The 18,403-nt window shown below is 61.3% G+C and carries 13 protein-coding genes, 1 other RNA gene and 1 pseudogene; 3 read left to right on the forward strand and 12 right to left on the reverse strand.

The annotated features are described in order from the left end of the window. Positions 1 to 221: 221 nt before the first annotated feature. Positions 222 to 476, reverse strand: a pseudogene (locus QZ149_RS08475) (M23 family metallopeptidase); the annotation flags it as partial. A gap of 594 nt (positions 477 to 1,070) precedes the next feature. On the opposite strand from QZ149_RS08475, the gene QZ149_RS08480 reads away from it, so the two are divergent. The 3 genes from QZ149_RS08480 (at position 1,071) to QZ149_RS08490 (ending at position 5,424) form a co-directional block, all read left to right on the forward strand. After that, positions 1,071 to 1,517: a hypothetical protein gene (locus QZ149_RS08480; protein WP_366488417.1), complete on the forward strand. Its 447-nt coding sequence runs from the start codon at positions 1,071 to 1,073 to the stop codon at positions 1,515 to 1,517. Then, the gene (locus tag QZ149_RS08485) at positions 1,426 to 1,989 is read left to right on the forward strand and encodes an IS30 family transposase (protein ID WP_291450955.1); all 564 of its coding nucleotides are present in this window, start codon (positions 1,426 to 1,428) and stop codon (positions 1,987 to 1,989) included. Before QZ149_RS08480 ends, QZ149_RS08485 begins: the two co-directional genes overlap by 92 nt. A gap of 438 nt (positions 1,990 to 2,427) precedes the next feature. Then, positions 2,428 to 5,424 carry a choice-of-anchor M domain-containing protein gene (locus QZ149_RS08490; protein ID WP_291450956.1) on the forward strand — a complete coding sequence of 999 codons (2,997 nt, stop codon included), beginning with the start codon at positions 2,428 to 2,430 and terminating at the stop codon, positions 5,422 to 5,424. A 1,209-nt stretch (positions 5,425 to 6,633) separates the two neighbouring features. On the opposite strand, the gene QZ149_RS08495 is transcribed toward QZ149_RS08490, so the two are convergent. The 11 genes from QZ149_RS08495 to QZ149_RS08545 all read right to left on the reverse strand — a co-directional run. Next, positions 6,634 to 7,479: a GIY-YIG nuclease family protein gene (locus QZ149_RS08495; protein ID WP_366488421.1), complete on the reverse strand. Its 846-nt coding sequence runs from the start codon at positions 7,477 to 7,479 to the stop codon at positions 6,634 to 6,636. Positions 7,480 to 7,667: 188 nt separating this feature from the next. Then, positions 7,668 to 7,952 (reverse strand): type II toxin-antitoxin system YafQ family toxin, encoded by a 285-nt coding sequence (locus tag QZ149_RS08500; protein WP_291450957.1) that lies wholly within the window; start codon positions 7,950 to 7,952, stop codon positions 7,668 to 7,670. Further along, positions 7,939 to 8,193, reverse strand: coding sequence for a type II toxin-antitoxin system RelB/DinJ family antitoxin (locus QZ149_RS08505; RefSeq protein ID WP_291450958.1), 255 nt, complete (start codon positions 8,191 to 8,193; stop codon positions 7,939 to 7,941). The genes QZ149_RS08500 and QZ149_RS08505 overlap by 14 nt, the downstream gene beginning before the upstream one ends. Before the next feature lie 694 nt (positions 8,194 to 8,887). Beyond that, positions 8,888 to 9,265: a transfer-messenger RNA gene (ssrA, locus tag QZ149_RS08510) on the reverse strand. Positions 9,266 to 9,424: 159 nt separating this feature from the next. Next, positions 9,425 to 11,629: a YhgE/Pip domain-containing protein gene (locus QZ149_RS08515; RefSeq protein ID WP_291450959.1), complete on the reverse strand. Its 2,205-nt coding sequence runs from the start codon at positions 11,627 to 11,629 to the stop codon at positions 9,425 to 9,427. After that, complete coding sequence (locus QZ149_RS08520) at positions 11,626 to 14,274, reverse strand: YhgE/Pip domain-containing protein (RefSeq protein WP_291450960.1); 2,649 nt, start codon at positions 14,272 to 14,274, stop codon at positions 11,626 to 11,628. Before QZ149_RS08520 ends, QZ149_RS08515 begins: the two co-directional genes overlap by 4 nt. An 18-nt stretch (positions 14,275 to 14,292) precedes the next feature. Further along, on the reverse strand, positions 14,293 to 14,820 hold the full coding sequence (gene smpB / locus QZ149_RS08525) for an SsrA-binding protein SmpB (protein ID WP_009648379.1): 528 nt from the start codon (positions 14,818 to 14,820) through the stop codon (positions 14,293 to 14,295). An 87-nt stretch (positions 14,821 to 14,907) separates the two neighbouring features. Further along, complete coding sequence (locus tag QZ149_RS08530) at positions 14,908 to 16,182, reverse strand: peptidoglycan DD-metalloendopeptidase family protein (RefSeq protein WP_291450961.1); 1,275 nt, start codon at positions 16,180 to 16,182, stop codon at positions 14,908 to 14,910. Between the two features lie 5 nt (positions 16,183 to 16,187). Next, positions 16,188 to 17,102, reverse strand: a complete 915-nt coding sequence (gene ftsX / locus QZ149_RS08535) for a permease-like cell division protein FtsX (RefSeq protein ID WP_009648384.1) — start codon at positions 17,100 to 17,102, stop codon at positions 16,188 to 16,190. Positions 17,103 to 17,107: 5 nt separating this feature from the next. Next, positions 17,108 to 17,797: a cell division ATP-binding protein FtsE gene (ftsE, locus tag QZ149_RS08540; RefSeq protein ID WP_009648381.1), complete on the reverse strand. Its 690-nt coding sequence runs from the start codon at positions 17,795 to 17,797 to the stop codon at positions 17,108 to 17,110. 191 nt (positions 17,798 to 17,988) lie between these two features. Beyond that, on the reverse strand, positions 17,989 to 18,403 hold a 415-nt coding region (locus QZ149_RS08545; protein ID WP_291450963.1), incomplete at its 5' end, for a peptide chain release factor-like protein.

The raw sequence follows: 18,403 nt of genomic DNA on the forward strand, positions 1-18,403 counted from the left end.
CAGAGCAGAAAAGGTACCATTACCCATGTCGGGGCCTCCCAGCGTTTGAAGTGTCGCAACCTCAATCATCGGGCAGGCCCCGACCCCATGCCAACACCACCCCCCACACCCCAAAATGCGAAGAGCCCGTAAAATGCCAGTATCAATGGAAGGCGGGGACAAGCTGAGCTTGTCCCCGCCTTCCGACTCAGCCAATCATCAGATCAGCGAGCCACATTGGCTTACAAGTACCCCATCGGGTCAACGTTCACGCCGTTCTGCAGAACACCGAAGTGCAGGTGGCAACCGGTGACATAGCCGGTCATGCCGACCTCGCCAAGCACTGTTCCGGCACTAACCGACTGTCCGGGCGAAACATAGATGCGTTGCATGTGCAGGTATTCGGTGATCACGGAGTTACCGCCGAGCATTCCGTGGTTCACGTCCACGTAGTTGCCGGCAGAGATACTGCTTGAAACATCCAGAACAACGCCGGTGATTGCCGTGCGCGTCTTGTCGTCGATGAACGAAGAAAAGCGCGCATCATCCAAAATCTGCGTATTCAGCGTGTCCACCAATTGCGCGATCGACAGGGTCTGACCAGCGGTTTCACCCCGATCTGTTGCCGTTTGCGCGCCGTGAATCAGGTAGGCAAGCGCGACGTGGTTCGTATCGAGCGAGCGACTTGAAGCGGTCAGCGCCGAAAGCTGTCCCAGCAGGGTCGTCATCTGAGTTGGGTGGCTTCAGGTGGTGGGTGCAGCGCCTTGAGTGTGTGGGGTGGTTGCTGTGGTGTTTCGCCGTTCTGGTGAGGTGCGGGATCTCGTTTTCGGTCTGTTGGTCCAGGGGGTGGCGGTCCGTCAAGTGCACAGGCGTGCGGGCGTGGCGGTCTGCACGATTCGCGGCTGAGCCAAGGATTGGGGGATGACGTTTCGTACAGGCCCTGTTGGTGGGTGGAATGGGTGTCCTGATCCGAGAATCGTCGCGGGGTTGACCCGAGGCGAGGGGCACGGGGCCCGCTTGACGATGGGGCCCGTCAGCTCATCGAGTTCTTACAACCCCAAGGACTGTCACTACGGACCATCGCCGCTCAGGTGGGAGCGTCGGCCTCGACGGTTAAACGCGAGGTGGATCGGATGCCGGGCGCGTATCAGGCGGCGCGAGCCCACGAACAGGCCAAGCACCTTGCGGCGCGCCCCAAAGGGTTGAAGATCGAGGATCCACAGCTCCGGTCTTTCGTGGTTGCCAAGCTCAACGAACACTGGCCCCCCTGCCAGATCGCGGCCGCCTGGATGCACGAGCCCGACAATGGGGGCATGACGATCAGCGCCGAAACCATCTACCAGGCCCTCTACGTACACGGGCATGCAAGCCTGCGTCACGAACTCAAAGTAGAGAAAACCTTGCGCTCGGGACACACGAGCCGCAAACCACGCTCCAAGCTCACTGTTGCCCGTTCGTCAGGCAAGTCGTGGGTCGAGGGCGCCAGGATCACCGATCGGCCCGAGGAGGCCGAAGGGCACCTCGTCCCAGGCCATTAGGAATGGTGATCTGATCATCAGGAAGAACTCCAAGAGCGCGACCATCACTCTTGTCGAACGCACCACCGAGTACTTGCTGTTGCGGCCTTTGCCCCTCTCGCACGACGCCGATACCGTCGTCGAGACTCTGACCGACATGATCGCCGGCCTACCCCAGGATCTGCGGCGCACGCTGACCTGGGATCAGGGAGCCGAGATAGCCAAAACCAAAGAGTTGACGAAGAAGACAACGATCAATGTCTACTTCGCCGACCCGCACTCTCCCTGGCAGCGCGGCTCCAACAAGAACATAAACGGCCTTTTGCGCGACTACTTCCCCAAAAGCACCGACCTGGGCACCTACCCGCCCGAAGACCTTCGAAGAAGCCCAACGCCAACTCAACACCCGACCCCACCAACGATTCAACTGAAAACCCCCGCCAAACCCATAGAACAATTACCCCACAACGACGCCGTTGCACTCACCACTTGAAACCGCCGTTCACAGATGTAGCGGTGGGTGTAGGCCCGCCCCTCGGTCTGGAGGAGGCGAATAGGAGCGTCTAGATGTCGCGCTCTCGTTCCAGGGCGCTCGCGTCGGTACGGATCCGCGTTGAGGACGGTGTCGACAACCTCTCAGTAGAGGCCGAGAAGGAGTGGCTACGCGATGCAGACCGAGTTGCGCGTCCACAACGGAAGACCGCGAACACCGCGAAGTAGACGAGCAGAGTCTTCGACATCCGCGCCCGTACGCGCGCCTTGAGGGCATCCCACATATAGAGCACAGCATCCCCCTCGACGGCATCAATTACTCTTCTCGCATCCTTACACGCGGCGAGCGTGATCCGGACCTCACACTCGAGGTTGCGCGGTTCGCAGACAGCCCTGTACGATAATGCAATTCATTCTCATTATCGCCAGAAGGTTCATCATGCGCGCCACCCACCGCGGGATTCATCCCCTCCTCGCCCTGTTCACCGCGCTCCTCACCCTCGCGCTCTTTGCTACGCCAACGATCGCCGCGCCCTTGGCGCACGCAGTCCCGTTAGAAACGACCTCTCTCACGGAGTACGCCTCCGACGCCTCCGGCTCGACCAACGCTGAGGCCGCACCCTCGTCCCCCGGAGCGCCCGACGATCCCGAGCACCTGCCCGGAGAGGCTGGCTACGGGGACCTCGTGCCCGCCGACCTCACGGTTCCTGCGGGCTCGCCCGGCGCTGACCCGGAGGCGACCCCTGGGCCCGACGGCCGCGTTCCCCACGTGTGCGCTGGCCGCAAGCTCCTCCACCACGCGCATGTTGACGCCGCCTACGTCACCCGTGTCGACGAGATCTTCACCGTTACTGTTGTCGACGGGCGCAAAGTCGTCAAGGACCCAAACTCCGTCTGCGTCCGACTCGCCCCCGACGCGCGTGTCTCCGACTCCCAGGAGGTCTCGCGCATGGTCGTCCCCTCGGGCGGCCTCTTCGACTTCATTGGCAAGCCCGGCGACATTGTCTGGCGTGCCCCCCAGGAGCAGATCGACAACTGGCGTCCCGTCTGGGCTGGCATCGGTGCCTTCGACACGGCGCACGAGGTCGCCCAGCCCGAGGGGATCCTTCTTGACGAGGTGAAGCTCTCGATCGCAAATTCCTCCGGGCCCGGAGCCGTCGAGGTGTGGCGCACCATCGGCACGAACTCCCTGAGTCGAGGGCTCTCTTCCGACCCCTCGCTCGCGCCGCTCTCCCTCCAGGCTGGCTCCCACGGCCACTGGAACTGGACCTTCTCGAAAGCGGGCGTCTACCGGCTCGACATGGTTGCCTCCTACACGTCCACCTGGTCCCAGAGAGCCGTTAATTCCTTGCCCTCGACCATCACGTGGCTCGTCGGCTCCGATGACGAGGTCGGTCTGCCCGAAGGCACCACAACCTCCCTCACTCCGATCGGAACGACTGCCGAGCAGATGAAGGAGAAGATGATCGCTTCCGGCGAACTCTCCACCGAGGAGACGCCCGCCGAGCCCGAGCCCCCCTTCACCCAGGCCGAGGCCCGTAAGCAGATCGAAGCGCTCTTCGGCTCTACTGCGAAGGCGCCAGCCTCACCCTCCTCCCCCTCCCACTACGTCTACAAGGGGACCTTCAAAGACGATGTGCGGGCTGGCGTGCCGATCAAGCGGGTGACCCTCGAGGTGAACGCGAACGGCAAGTCGATCCCCGGGGAACCGATCCTCGAAATCCCCGACTCACTCAAGCAGACGACCGCCGACGGCGACCGCTGGGTCCTGCCTGCCTCCGGTGAGCACGGATCGCTCGGATTCGACTTCACCCAAATGCCCGCCGATCTGCGCTCCGGGCCAGCCGTTTACTCCATCGACACCTTCGACGGCCCCAAGGGCAGCCGCTACATCGCGGGGACCGTCACCGACGGGGCGATGAACGTCACCCTCGATACGACGCGCGACCCCAACCGCGGCTTCACCGTCGATGCAGCCGCAGTTCCCCTCGCCCACGTCTTCACGAAGCCAGGCGTCTACGCCGTCGGTTTCAACATCGAGACGCGCGACAAGGACGGGAACTTCTCCTACAAGTCCCGCTCCGCTCACTTCGTCGTCGGCGACGCCGCGATCTCGGCGCTGCGCGCGATCACCGCGGAGAACAACGGCGAGGCACCCTCACCCTCTCCAAACCCTGCGGATCCGGATGCCGATGCGCCACCGAGCGGTGGCGTTCAGCCCGGCAATCCCTCGATACCCGATCCTGCCAACCCGTCCGCCCCTTCCCGTCCCGGCGACTCGGCGATCCACATCATCACCGAAGGTCACATGGATCAGGCGATGTCCCTGAAGGACGGGAAGGCGGAGGTCTTCGTCGACGACACCGCCGACCCGCGCCACCCCGTCCACCGCGCCTCCGGAACCTTCGCCTACGCCGTCCCCGACTCGACGCACGCGAAGATCCCCGCCGGCGCGAAGGGCTACAGCGAACTCGCCGCTGCGGCACCCGAAGGTGTGTGGAGTCTGCCCGAGACCCAGCTCGAGGGCATCCCCTGGGTCGGCTTCTCAACCCAGCGGGTCGACTACTCGCAGCTCTCAAGCAAGGGCGTCGAGGTCGCGATGAGGAACTTCACCGGCCCCGGTCGCCTCGTCACCGGTTTCTCCTCCCTCTTCGAGGGATTCACGCCCCGACTCGACTCGATGAAGCCCGACATAGTCCTCCGCTACCTCTTTGGATCACACGACCACCAGGCCTTCTACTTCACGAAGCCCGGGCGCTACTCGACCGACTTTGTCTACACCGCGCACCTCGCTGACGGCTCCACCATCGAGAAGACCCTCCATGTGATCTTCCTCGTCGGCGACGACGCCATCAAGAGGGGCGCTGAGCCGAACCCCTCGCCTGAGCCGAACCCCTCGCCTGAGCCGAACCCGAACAACGGTGCGCAGCGGCCCGGCCAGCCCGCGCCCGCTCCGGGCACCTCCCCGTCAACCGGATCACCGTCCACGGGCTCCCCCTCAGCAAGTGCGAGCGCCCCGGCCTCGCCGATCGGGAACCCGACCGCGGCCGCCGCGCGCCTCGCCGAGGGTGCCGGGCAGACCGGAACCCCGGTAACCGGTGGGTCGACCGTATCCGGCTCGCTAGTGTCGTCAAACTCGGCGACTGGCGCGGGGTCAACGAGCTCCGACTCCGGCGTATCGGGCGCTTCCAGCGCCGACGACTCCCAGTCGAGCGGCGTCGCGGGTCTGGACTTCGCGGACTCCTCACAGTCAGGAGCGCCCACGACGCGGGCGCTCACCAAGCCCGCTACCCCCGTGAGCGCCCTGCTCAATCCTGAGCGCGGTTCCGCCTCGTACGGGAGCGGCTCGAACTGGTGGCAGTGGATCCTCGTAGGGATCGGTGGTAGCGGACTCGTCGGGGCGGGCGCCTGGGCGCTTCTCCTGCGCAGGCGGTAAACGGCTGCGCAAGTAGAGTTCGCTGACACGTCTCCCGGATCAGCTACCCAGCCCGTGACTGAGTGAAATGTGAGCGCCGAGCGGCGGCCCGGACCTTCCCGGTTCGAGCCGTCGCTTCGTCGTCTACTTCTTCGTTTGCGCCTCTGTCTACTTCTTCATCCGAACGAGCCGCTGGCGAACTTGACGCTGGCGCCGAGTTTGACTTTGAGTCTGACTTTGGCGCTGACTCTGACTTTGGCACTGGCAAAGCCTCCACCAGCCTCCGTGTTCCCCAAGCAACACCGGCTCTCCTTCGGACGTGCTTCTCCCGAAGCATTTCAGCCGTCGCGCGTGAAATTAAGCCCGTCCCGTAGTGGCCGTGGGCAACGTCCTCCAACATCGCAACCGCTCCATCGGCACCCCAAAGAAAAAGCATGTGCCGTCATAGCGAATGAGGTGCCAACCGAGCCGCTCAGGAGTCGCGAGAGGCGCCAGCGAGCACCACAGCCCGGTGCCTCCTCCCGAACCCGCAAATGCGCACACTGTCTCGGCTCCATCGGCGCTCCGTCCGCAGGCCCCTTTGGAAAACAGGCAGCTCATCGACCTGATGAGTCTGAGGCTTACGAGGAACTGTACGCGTTCTTGCGGGCGAACCGTCCGAGAAGGTCATGCGCGGGCGTCATCGGCTACAACCCCAAATACCAAGACGGATCCCGCCATGGTGGAACGAACACTGCCTCCAACAAGCAATAATAGAAAACAAGGTAAACGCCTAGGAACAAAACCCAGGACAGTTCAAACCGGTGGCGTGGGTGCAAGCTACAGGTGCGTTTTCTGGATCAGGCTTGATCTTTGAAGCTGATTCTGATGGAACCTTCAGCCGCCTACGACGGCTTGCTTAACCAATACGTTCCACGATTTGCAGATAACCTTAATTCGATAATTGACTCCCGGTGGACATGAATTCAGGCAAGTAAGCGCAAAACTACGAAAACCAGCTTTGCTAGGAAAAGGAACAATTTTTAAAACTAGTTGTTACATCTACATCACTTGAGCCATTGACTAGTTAATCTAAAGCAGGCGAGATGCTAGAGCAGTCAATCAGCATCAATTCCACGCCCATCGCAAGGGAGAATTGGTAGATTTCTCTGACTAGAGGAGAGTGGTTTTTCGCGAACATTCCTGAAGCGTTTTGGCGCATAGCTTACAACGCAAATTCCCTAGCACCATTTAAGATGTCCGTAAATAAGCTGCACAATTTTCAAGATTACCGACACAGAACAATACCGCGTCTGCATCTGTTGAAGAGTATGATGTTCTTCGCACCACTGAGAATTGTTCAACCTCCTCAGGCACATCAAAAATGTCCGAAGAATCAGCCCAAGCTCCTTCGGAAAACCTCACATCTAAAAGTGTTCCGGCGGGCGTATTGATGTATGCAAGCCTCGACAATGGCTCGCCGTACAGCCACGGAATTGTCTTCGGGAAATACATGAACTCAAGGTATCCCGTATTCAAGGTCACCCAACGTCCGCCTCCAGTCCCCGGGCAATCTGAGATCGTCCAATATCTCCCCTCAAGTTCAACAGCATCGGGGAGTAGCTTTGTTAAGGCAAAGGCCAAATCAGAAAGAACTAAATCGCGGCATTCATGAGGAATCTGTCTAAAGAATTTTGATGGCTTCTTATCAAAATCGAGAAGCCCCTCTCGGGCGCCATGCAAATTGTATGGTCCATTCCCAAGCACCCACGACTGCTGATCTTCAACTGGTATTACTGCGTCGAGACTAGAAGGTTGACTGTGGCCAAGATTCAGAGCGCGATTTCTTAAACGTTTGCCGGATGCCCGAAATCTACAAATCTCATCACTTTCGATCTGAGTAAAATCCTTGTTCTTGGACACTGGCATAAACCATAATTTCTCAATATCTTTCCAGGCTTCATCGTGGTTAGTGCGACCATGCTTGTGTTGCGCAAATCGCCTCACCACATTTTGCGCCTTTCCGACGTAAAACTCGCCGTTAGAAAATTCGAGAACATAAATCCCGCGGCGCCGTTCTGGAATTAGCGTTGAGATTGACGCTAATCAATAGACAGAAAAACGTGAATACTGCATGTCAGGAATACTTGTGTTCGCACTCATTTTAACCTCTGGATAAGGTTCATTATGCATGTCAGAAACTGCATCCATAGCAAGAGAAGCGGTGAAGAATGTTTCTTGACAGGAAGATTCTCTCGTTAATCGATCTGCACTTGCAGGAACGCCTAGAACAAATCATCGTGAGAGCCAGTTCGAGTGAGCACAAGAAGCAACTCGCTATGTTTCACGCGGTAGATCAGTAGACAGTCACCTTCAAGGTGAATTTCTCGGTATCCTTTCCAGTTTCCCTGCAATGCATGGCCGCGATAGCAGGTGCGTAGCTCTTCACGGTTTTGCCGCATAAGAGCTTCGATAGCATCCGCCAGCTTTGCAGCGTCGTAATGCTTTTTGAAAAGAGCCTTGGCATCACGCTTGAACTGATTTGTGCGAAAGACGCTAGTCAGCTTCATTGAGGTCTTCCATCAGCTCAGCGACATTTCGAAACGAAGCACCAGAGCGAGACTCAACTTCAGCTCTCGACAAGGCATTAGTTGGACTCTCGCGGCGTGGCGTGAACGGGATACCGTTACTGACAATCGACTGCCTCAAAAACATATTGATCGCAGTGCTCATATCTAACCCGAGGTCACAGAACAACTCCGCGGCCTGAGCTTTCGTCTCATCATCTGTCCGAAAAGAAACATTAGCCATCTCAATCACCTCGAAAAGCGCAGTGAATATTACTCTGTACGCACAGTAGCATTAATATACATTACTTTGAACACTTTATAGGCTAGCTTTTCTGCCTGCACCTGCGTAGCTGAATACCCTTCGCAACCGCCAGATACGTTAAAATTTTGCATCAAACTGAGCGTTCAAGTGGATCCACCTGTGGGAATCGAACCCACGACCTATTCATTACGAGTGAATCGCTCTGCCGACTGAGCTAAGGCGGCGCGCCCACCGTTCCCCGCGAGGGGTGTTCAGACAACGGCGCGAGTCGAATGGCCTCAACGATCCGGGGCAAACTGGTAAGAACGCGCCCTGTCATGGAAAACCTCACCCCCGAAGCACCCTGGCCACTCCAGAAAGTCCGCCCCTTCACACGCACCGAGCAGTCGGCCATACCCGGTTGGCAAGAGCCGATTCCATCGGAGGTAAACTCGGCTCACGGACAGCCTCCCGGTCCGAGAGCGTCCTCTGCCCAAGAGTACCCTCGCTCCGAAGAACGCCCACCCGACCCCACCTTCACTTCCCGCAGGCGAGGCTCGTCTCGGGCACACTTCCCGAGACGAGCCAGCCCTCGACCGCGCCGCCAAGGACGAGGAGGGGCGTTCCCGCAGCATCGGCCGATGCGAATCACCTCGATGAAGTCCTCACACGTCGACGCCTCAATGTAATCGGCGACTGGAGATGGGGGGAATCGAACCCCCGTCCAATAGCCGGCCCCGAATTCTTCTCCGAGCGCAGTCTACGGTTTTATTTCTCGGCCCCCGGCATTGCGTAGACTCACCGCCGGATGGGCTCAGTTGATTGAGTGTCGGAGCCGCCCCACCAACATGGGCGGCACCCAGTGGCTCCCTAGACGACGCCAGACACCGGGCCGGAAGCAACTCCCGGGCTGACGGACTAAAGGTTCAGGCTGCGATATCAGGCAGCGAGAACGTAGTCGGTGCGATTCTGTTCGGCACCTATTGGTTTGCACGCATCGTTTACGAGTTGAGCGTACATTCTCGGCTCGCTTCACTTCGATCGACGACCACTGTCGAAACCGATCATCCCCTTTTGAGTTTTCAACTCCCCGACGCCCCGCGAAGCCGCAGACCGTCGAACACGTCAGTATACAACCGACCCTCGTGCGCCGTCAAGACAGAAACACATCGCATGAGGAAAGAGGCCCCCGCGAACACGCGCAAGCCTCGTCCCTACGAGCACCGCTGTCCTACAGGAGCTTCGTGGACTCCAGCTTGGCCACCATCCGCCGATTGCCGCGCACCAGTAGTGGGCGCAAAGCCAGCCCAAGGAACGCCGCGAACAGAATGAAGGAGGCCAGGAACCGCATAGCATCCCCATACTCGTGGCCCGAGTATCCGGCGATCGACGCACGCAGCGCCGTGATCGCGTGGGTGGCCGGCAGGAACGGGGACACAGACGAGAAGAAGGGCGGCAAAATCGCCAGCGGGAACGCTCCCCCGGCTCCCGAGATCTGTAGGACGAGCAGGAGCACCCCCAGGGCCTTGCCCGCATTCCCGAACGTCGCGATCAGCGTGTAGAGCAAGAACGAGAACACCACCGCCGTCAGCCACAGGGTGCCCATGAACTCCAGGGGGTGGTTGTGCTGAACTTTCAGGAAATACAGGTCACCCAGCCCCAGCAGAGTCGCCTGAGCGAGCGCAATCGTCCCGAAAATCAGGTAGCGTCCCAGGTACCCGGCAGGCAGGCGGATCGGTGAAGCGGTCAACGTCGCGCGCAGTGGATCGTCCTCGGCCAAGCCATCAGCAACATTGTCGTCGGACACGTCGGAGCGGATGGACACAGCCATGAGAACGGACCCCACCCACAGGGCTAAAATCGTATACATTGGTGCCATCTGGGAACCGAAGTTCGCCACCGGATAGACACGGATCGTTTCAACGCCGACGGGGGCGGCGATGGCAGCGGCCAACGCCTCAGGATTGTTCCCGATGATGTCCTTCAGGGTCGTCAGATCGCCGCTATCCTGGGCCTCCTTGATGGAGGTGTGCAGCGAATCCATTTTCCCGGCGGAATCGCGCATATCCGAAGCCGCCGACGTCAGATTGTCATGCAAGCTTGTGAGCTTTTCACGCACACTGTCGCCGCCATCCGAGGCCGTGGAGACCGAGGAGGACAAGCTAGAACGCGCGGAGGACAGGGAGGTTTGCGCTGACGACAGGGTCGAGGCCAGGGAGTCGAGCTTCGGCTTTAGATCATTGTCGTAGTCGGCTGACAGGTCGTCGACAGCCTGGTTTGCGTCGGCAATCAGGGCGGTGATGTTGTCGTGATTGGTTTGCGCGTCCGTGGTCTTCGTATCGAGGTCGGTCGCAGCGTCACGCAGGTTGGTCGCCAGGGTGCGCAGCCGGTCGGCCGCGCTTTGCAGCGTGTCCAGGGAGGATTGGGACACGGGCGAGCCTGGCAAGTTTTTGAGCGTCTTCTTGATGTTCTCGTAGGTGGTCGCGTGCGAATCCAGGACGTCGGCCTGCGAACGCAGCGACGCTGAGGCGTCGGTTGCGCTGGTCGACGCCGTCGAATACACGTTCTCCACGGAGGTGGACAGCGTGTTCAGCTCCGTCTTGGATGAGTCGATGGCGCTGGACACGGAGGCAATCGCACCGGTGGCTGCGGCGGTCAGCCCCGTCGCTCCAGAGTCGGCGCTGCCGACGGCTGACTGCGCGGAGGACTTCGCGGTCCCCACACCGGATACGAGCGTCGTCGTCGAATCGATGAGTGTGAGCGAAGAACTGGCCAGCGCCGCGTACGCGTCCGCGCTGTCGGCGGCGGTACGCAGGCGCGTGGCCACTGACTGCACGCGGTTGTCGAGCATGGTGACGGCACCCGTCGCGGTCGTCGAGGACAGTGCGTCCCCCATCGACGAGGCCGTATCCAGCGCAACCTCGGCGAGAGTCTGTGCGAAGGTCTGGTTCACCTGAGCACTGACGAACTCGGCTCCCTGACCTGCGAGCTTCGGGCTAATTCCGTTCTTCTTTTCGTTGACGTAGTACGTCATGGGCGCGCTCGAAGCCTCCCCATCGAAGAACGTCAGCATGTCCTTCGAAAAATCTTCGGGGATGACAATGGCCGCGTAGTAGTCACCCGAGCGTGTCCCTTCGACCGCCGCCTCCTCCGAGGCAATCACCCAGTCGAATTTATCGTTCTTGCGCAGAGCAGAGACGACCTGGTCACCGATGTTGATGTGCAGTGGCACCAGATCGGACTTGTAGCCCGCATCCGTGTTCGCAATAGCGATACGCAGGGAGCGCGTGTTGCCGAAAGGATCCCAGGACGCCGCGACGTTGAACCACGTGAATAGCGAGGGAATGACGACGAGTCCGAAGATCACGACAAGGGCGATGAGCGAGCGGCGCGCCCGGCGCAGGTCCGCGCGGTAGATAGCCCAGATGGTTCTCACTTCGTATCCTCCTCGTCCTCGGTCTCCTCGGAAGCGTGCTCGGCGTCGTACTGTGCGAGCGACGCCGCCAGGGCAGAGGAGATCGACGCGCTCACGGCGGCTGCGCTGAGCGCGATTCGCGAGCGAGCACCCTTGACGCGGCGAGTCAGGAGTGAACGCACGTCGCTCTCTTCCATGGCACCGAGCAGCTGCTGGCGCTCGAGAGCCTCACGCAGGTACTGCAAGCCGATCAGGAACGTGATGACAGCCAGGACCCACACAATCCACGCACCCAGCACAACCGGCACTTCGGCGGCGTTCGTGACCGACAGGACCGCGAGAGCAGCGGGCACGAGCACACCCAGCACGATGGCACCGCGCCTCATGCGCGGGTAGCGGCGCTCGAAGCGGGCGGCACGCGCCGACACCGAACGCTGGAAGCCCTCATGGTCAGCCAGGGCCGCCACGATCTGAGTCAGGCGGTAGCGGTTGGAGGGCACACGCGTCGCCTCGGCCACGAACAGGCCCGAGGACGCTAGGTCGCGCGTGATCATCGCGTTGAGGTTGACCAGGAAGGGGCGCAGCGCCAGCCCAATGACGAATGCGACCAGCGCGTGAACGCCGAGCGCCCCCAGGGCCAAGAGGTACTCGTGCCTGTAGAAACCGCCCACCGTCTCGCGCATCGCTTTAATCCCATATGTGAAAGGGAGCACCGGATGCAAGAAACGGAAGAAGGACGGCAGCATCTCAATCGGGTACAGGCCGGCAGAGCCGGGAATCTGCATGACCATGATGACGACGCACAGGCCTTTGCCGATGTGCTGGAAGCACGTCGCGAGCATGTAGACGATAGACACGTAGACCATCGAAATAATGATCGACGTCCCCACGAAAGTCGGGCGAGAGACGGTCTGCACGCCAATGATCAGGTCACCGATCGACACGACGAGCGCCTGGATGACACCGAAGAAAGCGAGCAGCATCCACCGGCCCACGTACTTGGTGGCCGAGGAGGCGGGGCCTATCCCGTCCTCGTCGACATCGAGCTTGAGGAGAAGAACGAGGGAGAACGCGCCGATCCACAGCGCCAGGTTCGTAAACAGGGGTGCCATAGCCGACCCGTAGGAGGCGACCGGGAACACCGTCTGCGTCTGGATCGAGGTCGGCGACGCCATGAAGGAAGCAACCGATTCCGCGTTGGTCCCCAGCGAGGTCGCCAGGTCACGCAGCGTGTTCGACGACGCGATCGACGAGACGTCCGTGGACACGCTATCCAGGTCCGTCTTGATGGTGCCCACGTTAGTCGCGCTGTTCGATGTGGCAGTCTTCACGTCGTCGAGCAACGAATCCAACTGATCGAGCAGCGTCGACACCTGGTCACGCTGGCCGCGCAGAGTATCGAGCGACGAACGCATCGACGAGGAAGCGCTCGAAAAATCGTCGATGGCCGTCGAGAGTGTAGGAACCTGGCCGCTCACGCCCGTTCGCGCGTTCGACACAGCCGTCTGCACGGAGTTGGCAGCGGTCGACGCGGACGTGAGAGCCGTGGAAATCGACGTCGAGGACGCGGACAGGTCCGTGTTTAGAGTCGTCAGGTCGGTAATCGCAGTCGACAGCGACGTGTTGTTGTTCGTCAGATCCGTCAGGGCCGTACCCGCGCCAGACAGATTCCCGACACCCGCCGTATCCAGATCACTGAGGATCGTGCCAACCGTCGTGTTGATCGAGTTGCCTTCGACGAGCAGACCATCAAGCCTGCCCGTCGCCCCCTGCACGGCACCGTCGAGGCTGCCCGCGTCTGTCGACAGGTCAGCCAGCGCGTCCGAGGTATTGGTCGATAGCCCATCCAGGACCGACCCCATGTCGCCAGAGAAATCAGCGAGCGACGTGCGAGCGTCGGTGACGAGTGCGTCGGCCGTGTCCAGTGAGGCCGACAGATCACCCGCAGCAGTATCGAGGTCACCCAGCGTCGTACGAGCCGAGGCGACAGAGCCCTTCGCGGAATCAATCGTCTCCCCCATGCCCGACAGGGTGTCCGACACGTTCTGTGCCTTCGTCGAAGCCTCCCCAAGCGAGGCCACCAGGTCCGCACGCGCAGTGTCAGCCTGATCCGCGATGCCGACCCCGGCCTCGGACGCCTTTTCGGACAGCACTTTTGCGACGGTGGACACGAACGTCGCATTGATCTTCCGATCCAGCGCCGTCGCACCCGCCCCCGTAATCTTCGGGGCCACCGCGCTATTCTTCTCGTTGACGTAATACTGGATGTTCGGCTTGACGTACGTGCCGTCAACGATGCCCGTCAGATCAGAGGAGAACGAGGCCGGGATGACGAAAGCGGCGTAGGACTCGCCGCGCTCGACCTCAGAGCGAGCCTCGTCCGCGCTCACGAAGTGCCAGCCCAGCTGGTCATTCTGCCGCAGCTGATTCGACAGCAAAGCGCCAACGTTGACGGTGCCCAGTCCGTCCTTCGTCGCCCCCTCGTCCTCGTTGGCCACAGCCACGCGGATCTGCGACGTATGAGCGTAAGGGTCCCAGAACCCCACAATGTTGAACCACGCATAAAGCGCGGGGACGAACGCCATACCAATGATGACGATCCAAGCGGCTGGGACGGTAACCAGCCTGAGAAAATCACGACGAAAAATCCTGACGGAACCTCGCACAGGGTCGCCTTCTTTCCGTTACCGGCGGGCCTGCTTCACATAGCGACGCATCGCGCGCTCGGCCTCGCGCTGATCCTGCTTCTCGCGCAGCGCCTGGCGCTTATCCCACTCCTGCTTGCCCTTAGCCAGGGCGACCTCAACCTTGACGCGCCCGCCAATGAAGTACAGCTCCAGGGGCACAATCGTGTAGCCCTTCGCGGCCACACGGTCTTGCATACGGTCGATCTCAGCTCGGTGCAGCAGCAGCTTGCGCTTGCGCGTGGGCGCGTGGTTCGTCCACGAGCCCTGCGAATACAGGGGGATGTTGGCACCGTACAGCCATGCCTCTCCCCCATTGATTTCCACCCACGCGTCCACGAGCGAGGCGCGCCCCATCCGCAGTGCCTTCACCTCGGTCCCCATGAGAGCCAGACCGGCCTCCCAGGTGTCCTCAATCGTGTAGTCGTGGCGCGCCTTCTTGTTACGGGCAATCGTCTTCTTCGCGTCGGAGGCAGCCTTGGCACGCTGCCCCTCCGTAGGCTTGGGCTTCTTCCATTCCTTGGGCATGACCTGCCTCCCTCCAGACTCGTTTCCCTGCTCACACAGGAAAGACCCCCGCAGCGAAAACGCTACGAGGGTCTATCCTAACCCGGATTACAGGTAATCCATCGGTTCAACATAGTTTCCGTTCTCAAGAACACCGAAATGCAGGTGGCAGCCCGTCGCGTAGCCGGTCGAGCCAACCTCGCCCAGCGCGTCGCCCGCGTTCACGTACTGTCCGGGGGACACGTACTGGGCCTGCATGTGCAGGTATTCCGTGATGACTGAGTTGCCGCCGACAATGCCGTGGTTGATGTCCACGTAGTTGCCCGCCGACACGTCAGCGGACACCGCGTTGACGTAGCCCGATGCAACAGCGTGGATGATCGTGCCGCAGTCGGCCGCCATGTCCGTGCCCGAGTGCCCCTTCATGATGCCCAGCACCGGGTGGTAGCGCATACCGAAGGGGCTGGTGACGACGATCGGGATGTCGAGCGGGCTACGGAAGCCCGAGGACGACGTGTAGGACACGCCCGTGGACTGGTTCGCCGCATCGATGGCCGCCAGTTCATCGCTGCGCGCCTGGTAGTCGGCCTCAGCCTGGTCGAGGGAGGCCTGGACCTGGCCCTTCTGAGCGTCCCATTCGGTTTGCTTGGCGGATGCCTGATCCTTCAGGTCGTTGAGCTCGGTGAGCTTCGCGTCAGCGTCGTCCTTCGCGGTCTGCGCGTCCGCTTCCGCCTGAGCGGCCTTCTCCTCGAGGTCAGCGATACGATCCGTGATCGCACCCTGGCGCGTGGACTGGGTGCGCTGGGACGAGGACACGTCCAGGGCCGAGGTCATGGTTTGGTTCTCCGTGCGCAGTGCCATGTCGGCCGCTGCGGCACGCTCTGTGATGGACTCGGTGCCGCCCGAGGTCAGGGCCACCGCGACCGGATCGACGTTGCCATCGCGGTACTTGCGGCGCACCAGGTCGGCGATCGCGCGCTGCGAATCGTCAGCCTGCGTGGTTGCGTCGTTCAGCGAATCGTCGATGCGGGTCTGCTCGCCCTTCGCGGCACTCAGCTCACCCAGGATCGTCGTGTGTTCGCGAGACTTCTTGTCGTAGTCGGCCACTGCGTTGTCGTAGGCGGTCTGAGCTTCCGGGATCTGAGCATTGAGGTTCTGCAGGTCGATATAGACCTGCGCCAGCGATGCGTCGATACCCTCGAGTTGAGACTGCAGGGCGTTGACCGTCGCCTGCGCCTCCGCGGCCGCGTTCGCAGCTGCGTCACGGTCGTCGTCCGCGCGCGCGGGCAGCGTCTGACTCATCGCGATGAATGACGCGAACGCGAGGGCCAGGGCACCTGCGCGGACCACGCCGCGACGGGGACGACGAAGAAAACGGAACATGAGACTCACGCCTTCGTGTACTTGGCCAACGAGAAAGCCGACGCAATAATCGCCAGCGCCACCGCGGCCAGGACGAGGATCGGCGTCATGATTGCCACCTCGCCCATACCAATAAAGTTCGTCCACTTGAAGGCGGGAGCCATCCACCCCTGGACGACGAAGTGCACGCCCGCGAACAGGGTGCCGATTGCGAAGGCTGCGCCCACCAGTGCGGCCAGCGCACCCTCGATCATGAAGGGTGCCTGAATGAACAGGTTCGAAGCACCCACGTAGCGCATAATCTGGGTTTCCTGCTCGCGGCTCATCGCGCTCAGGCGGATCGTCGTCGAGATCAGCAGGATCGCGGCGACGACCATGATTGCACCGAGTCCCAGGGCGGCTGTGCGGGCGGCACCCAACACGCGGAACAGGGGTTCGACGACCTCACGCTGGTCGCGGACCTCGGAAACGCCGGCGGTCCCGGAAAACTCTTCCTTGACCACCGAGTATTGCTCGGGGTTGACCAGCTTGATACGGAACGCGAACTGGAGCATGTCCGGCGTGGTCCACTGCGTCAGTGCGTCGTTGCCGTTGAGGCGCTTGAAGTTCTCGTATGCCTCTTCCTTGGTCTCCTCGTAGACGGTTGCCACGTAGGGCGTCATCTCGGAGGAGGCCAGCTTCTGGCGCACGGCATCGATCTGTGCTTCGGTCGCCTCGGTCGCGTTGCAGTTCGGGGCGGCGTCGTTGATCGCGCACATGTAGACCGTGACCTCGATCTTGTCGTACCACTCCGACTTCATCTTGGACACCTGCATCTGGGTCAGGCCCGCGATGCCGACGAACAGCAGGGACACGAAGGTCACGAGGATGACGGCCACGCTCATCGCGCGGTTACGCGACAGGCCTTTGCCGACCTCGGAGAAAATAAAACGAAGCTTCACTCTCTTTACCTCCCGGCCCCGTAGACGCCACGGTTCTGGTCGCGGATAACGTCGCCGGCCTCGAGTTCGATGACGCGCTTGCGCATCTGGTTAACAATGGTGGCGTCGTGGGTCGCCATGACGACGGTCGTGCCCGTGCGGTTGATTCGGTCGAGCAGGCGCATGATGCCCAGCGACGTCTCGGGGTCGAGGTTGCCGGTGGGCTCGTCCGCGAGCAGCAGCTCGGGACGGTTCACCATGGCACGGGCGATGGCCACGCGCTGTTCCTCACCGCCGGAGAGTTCGTGCGGCAGGCGCGATTCCTTACCCGACAGGCCCACGAGGTCCAGGGCGTCGGGGACGGAGGTCTCGATGGCGTGACGAGGCTTACCGATCACCTGCATGGCCAGCGCGACGTTCTCGTACACGGTCTTGGAGGGCAGCAGGCGGAAGTCCTGGAAAACCGTGCCGATCTGACGGCGCAGTTTCGGCACTGCCCACGTGGACAGCTTGGATACGTCCTTGCCGAGCACCCACACCTTGCCGCTGGTTGCTTTCATCTCGCGCATGACGAGCTGGAGGAAGGTGGACTTGCCGGAACCCGACTTGCCGACGAGGAAAACGAATTCTTCGCGTTCCACCTCCAGCGAGACGTGGTCCAGCGCGGGCTGGGCACCTGGCGTGTACACCATGGTGACATCATCAAAACGAATCATGGGACCGTCCGATCGGGGTCAATAGTCTCTGTCAGATTAGGTAACGATGGGGTCACGACCCGGCTGCGACACGCGGAAAACCGGCGGTGTGGTTTGTTCAGCGCCACCCGCGCCAGTTCGGGGATGCGGGCGGCCCCAGCCTCGTTCATGGATTGACGAGGCCGGGGCCGGGTTGCGCGTATGGGCGATGCTCAGTCCTGAGCAGCTTTCTGCTCGTTCTTGCGCCAGCGAATGCCAGCGTTGATGAAGCCGTCAATGTCTCCGTCAAACACGGACTGGGGGTTGCCGGATTCGAACTCGGTGCGCAGGTCCTTCACCATCTGGTAGGGCTGGAGCACGTAGGAGCGCATCTGGTCGCCCCACGAGGCCTTGACGTCGCCGGCAAGTTCCTTTTTCTTTGCTTGTTCTTCCTCGTGGCGCAGCACGAGGAGGCGGGACTGCAGGACCCGCAGGGCGGCCGCACGGTTCTGGATCTGGGACTTCTCATCCTGCATGGACACGACGATGCCCGTCGGGATGTGGGTCATACGCACGGCCGAGTCCGTCGTGTTGACGGTCTGACCGCCGGGTCCCGAGGAGCGGAAGGCGTCGATCTTCAGCCCGGAC

This window comes from Actinomyces sp. ICM47 (assembly GCF_905369875.1).
Taxonomy (GTDB): domain Bacteria; phylum Actinomycetota; class Actinomycetes; order Actinomycetales; family Actinomycetaceae; genus Pauljensenia.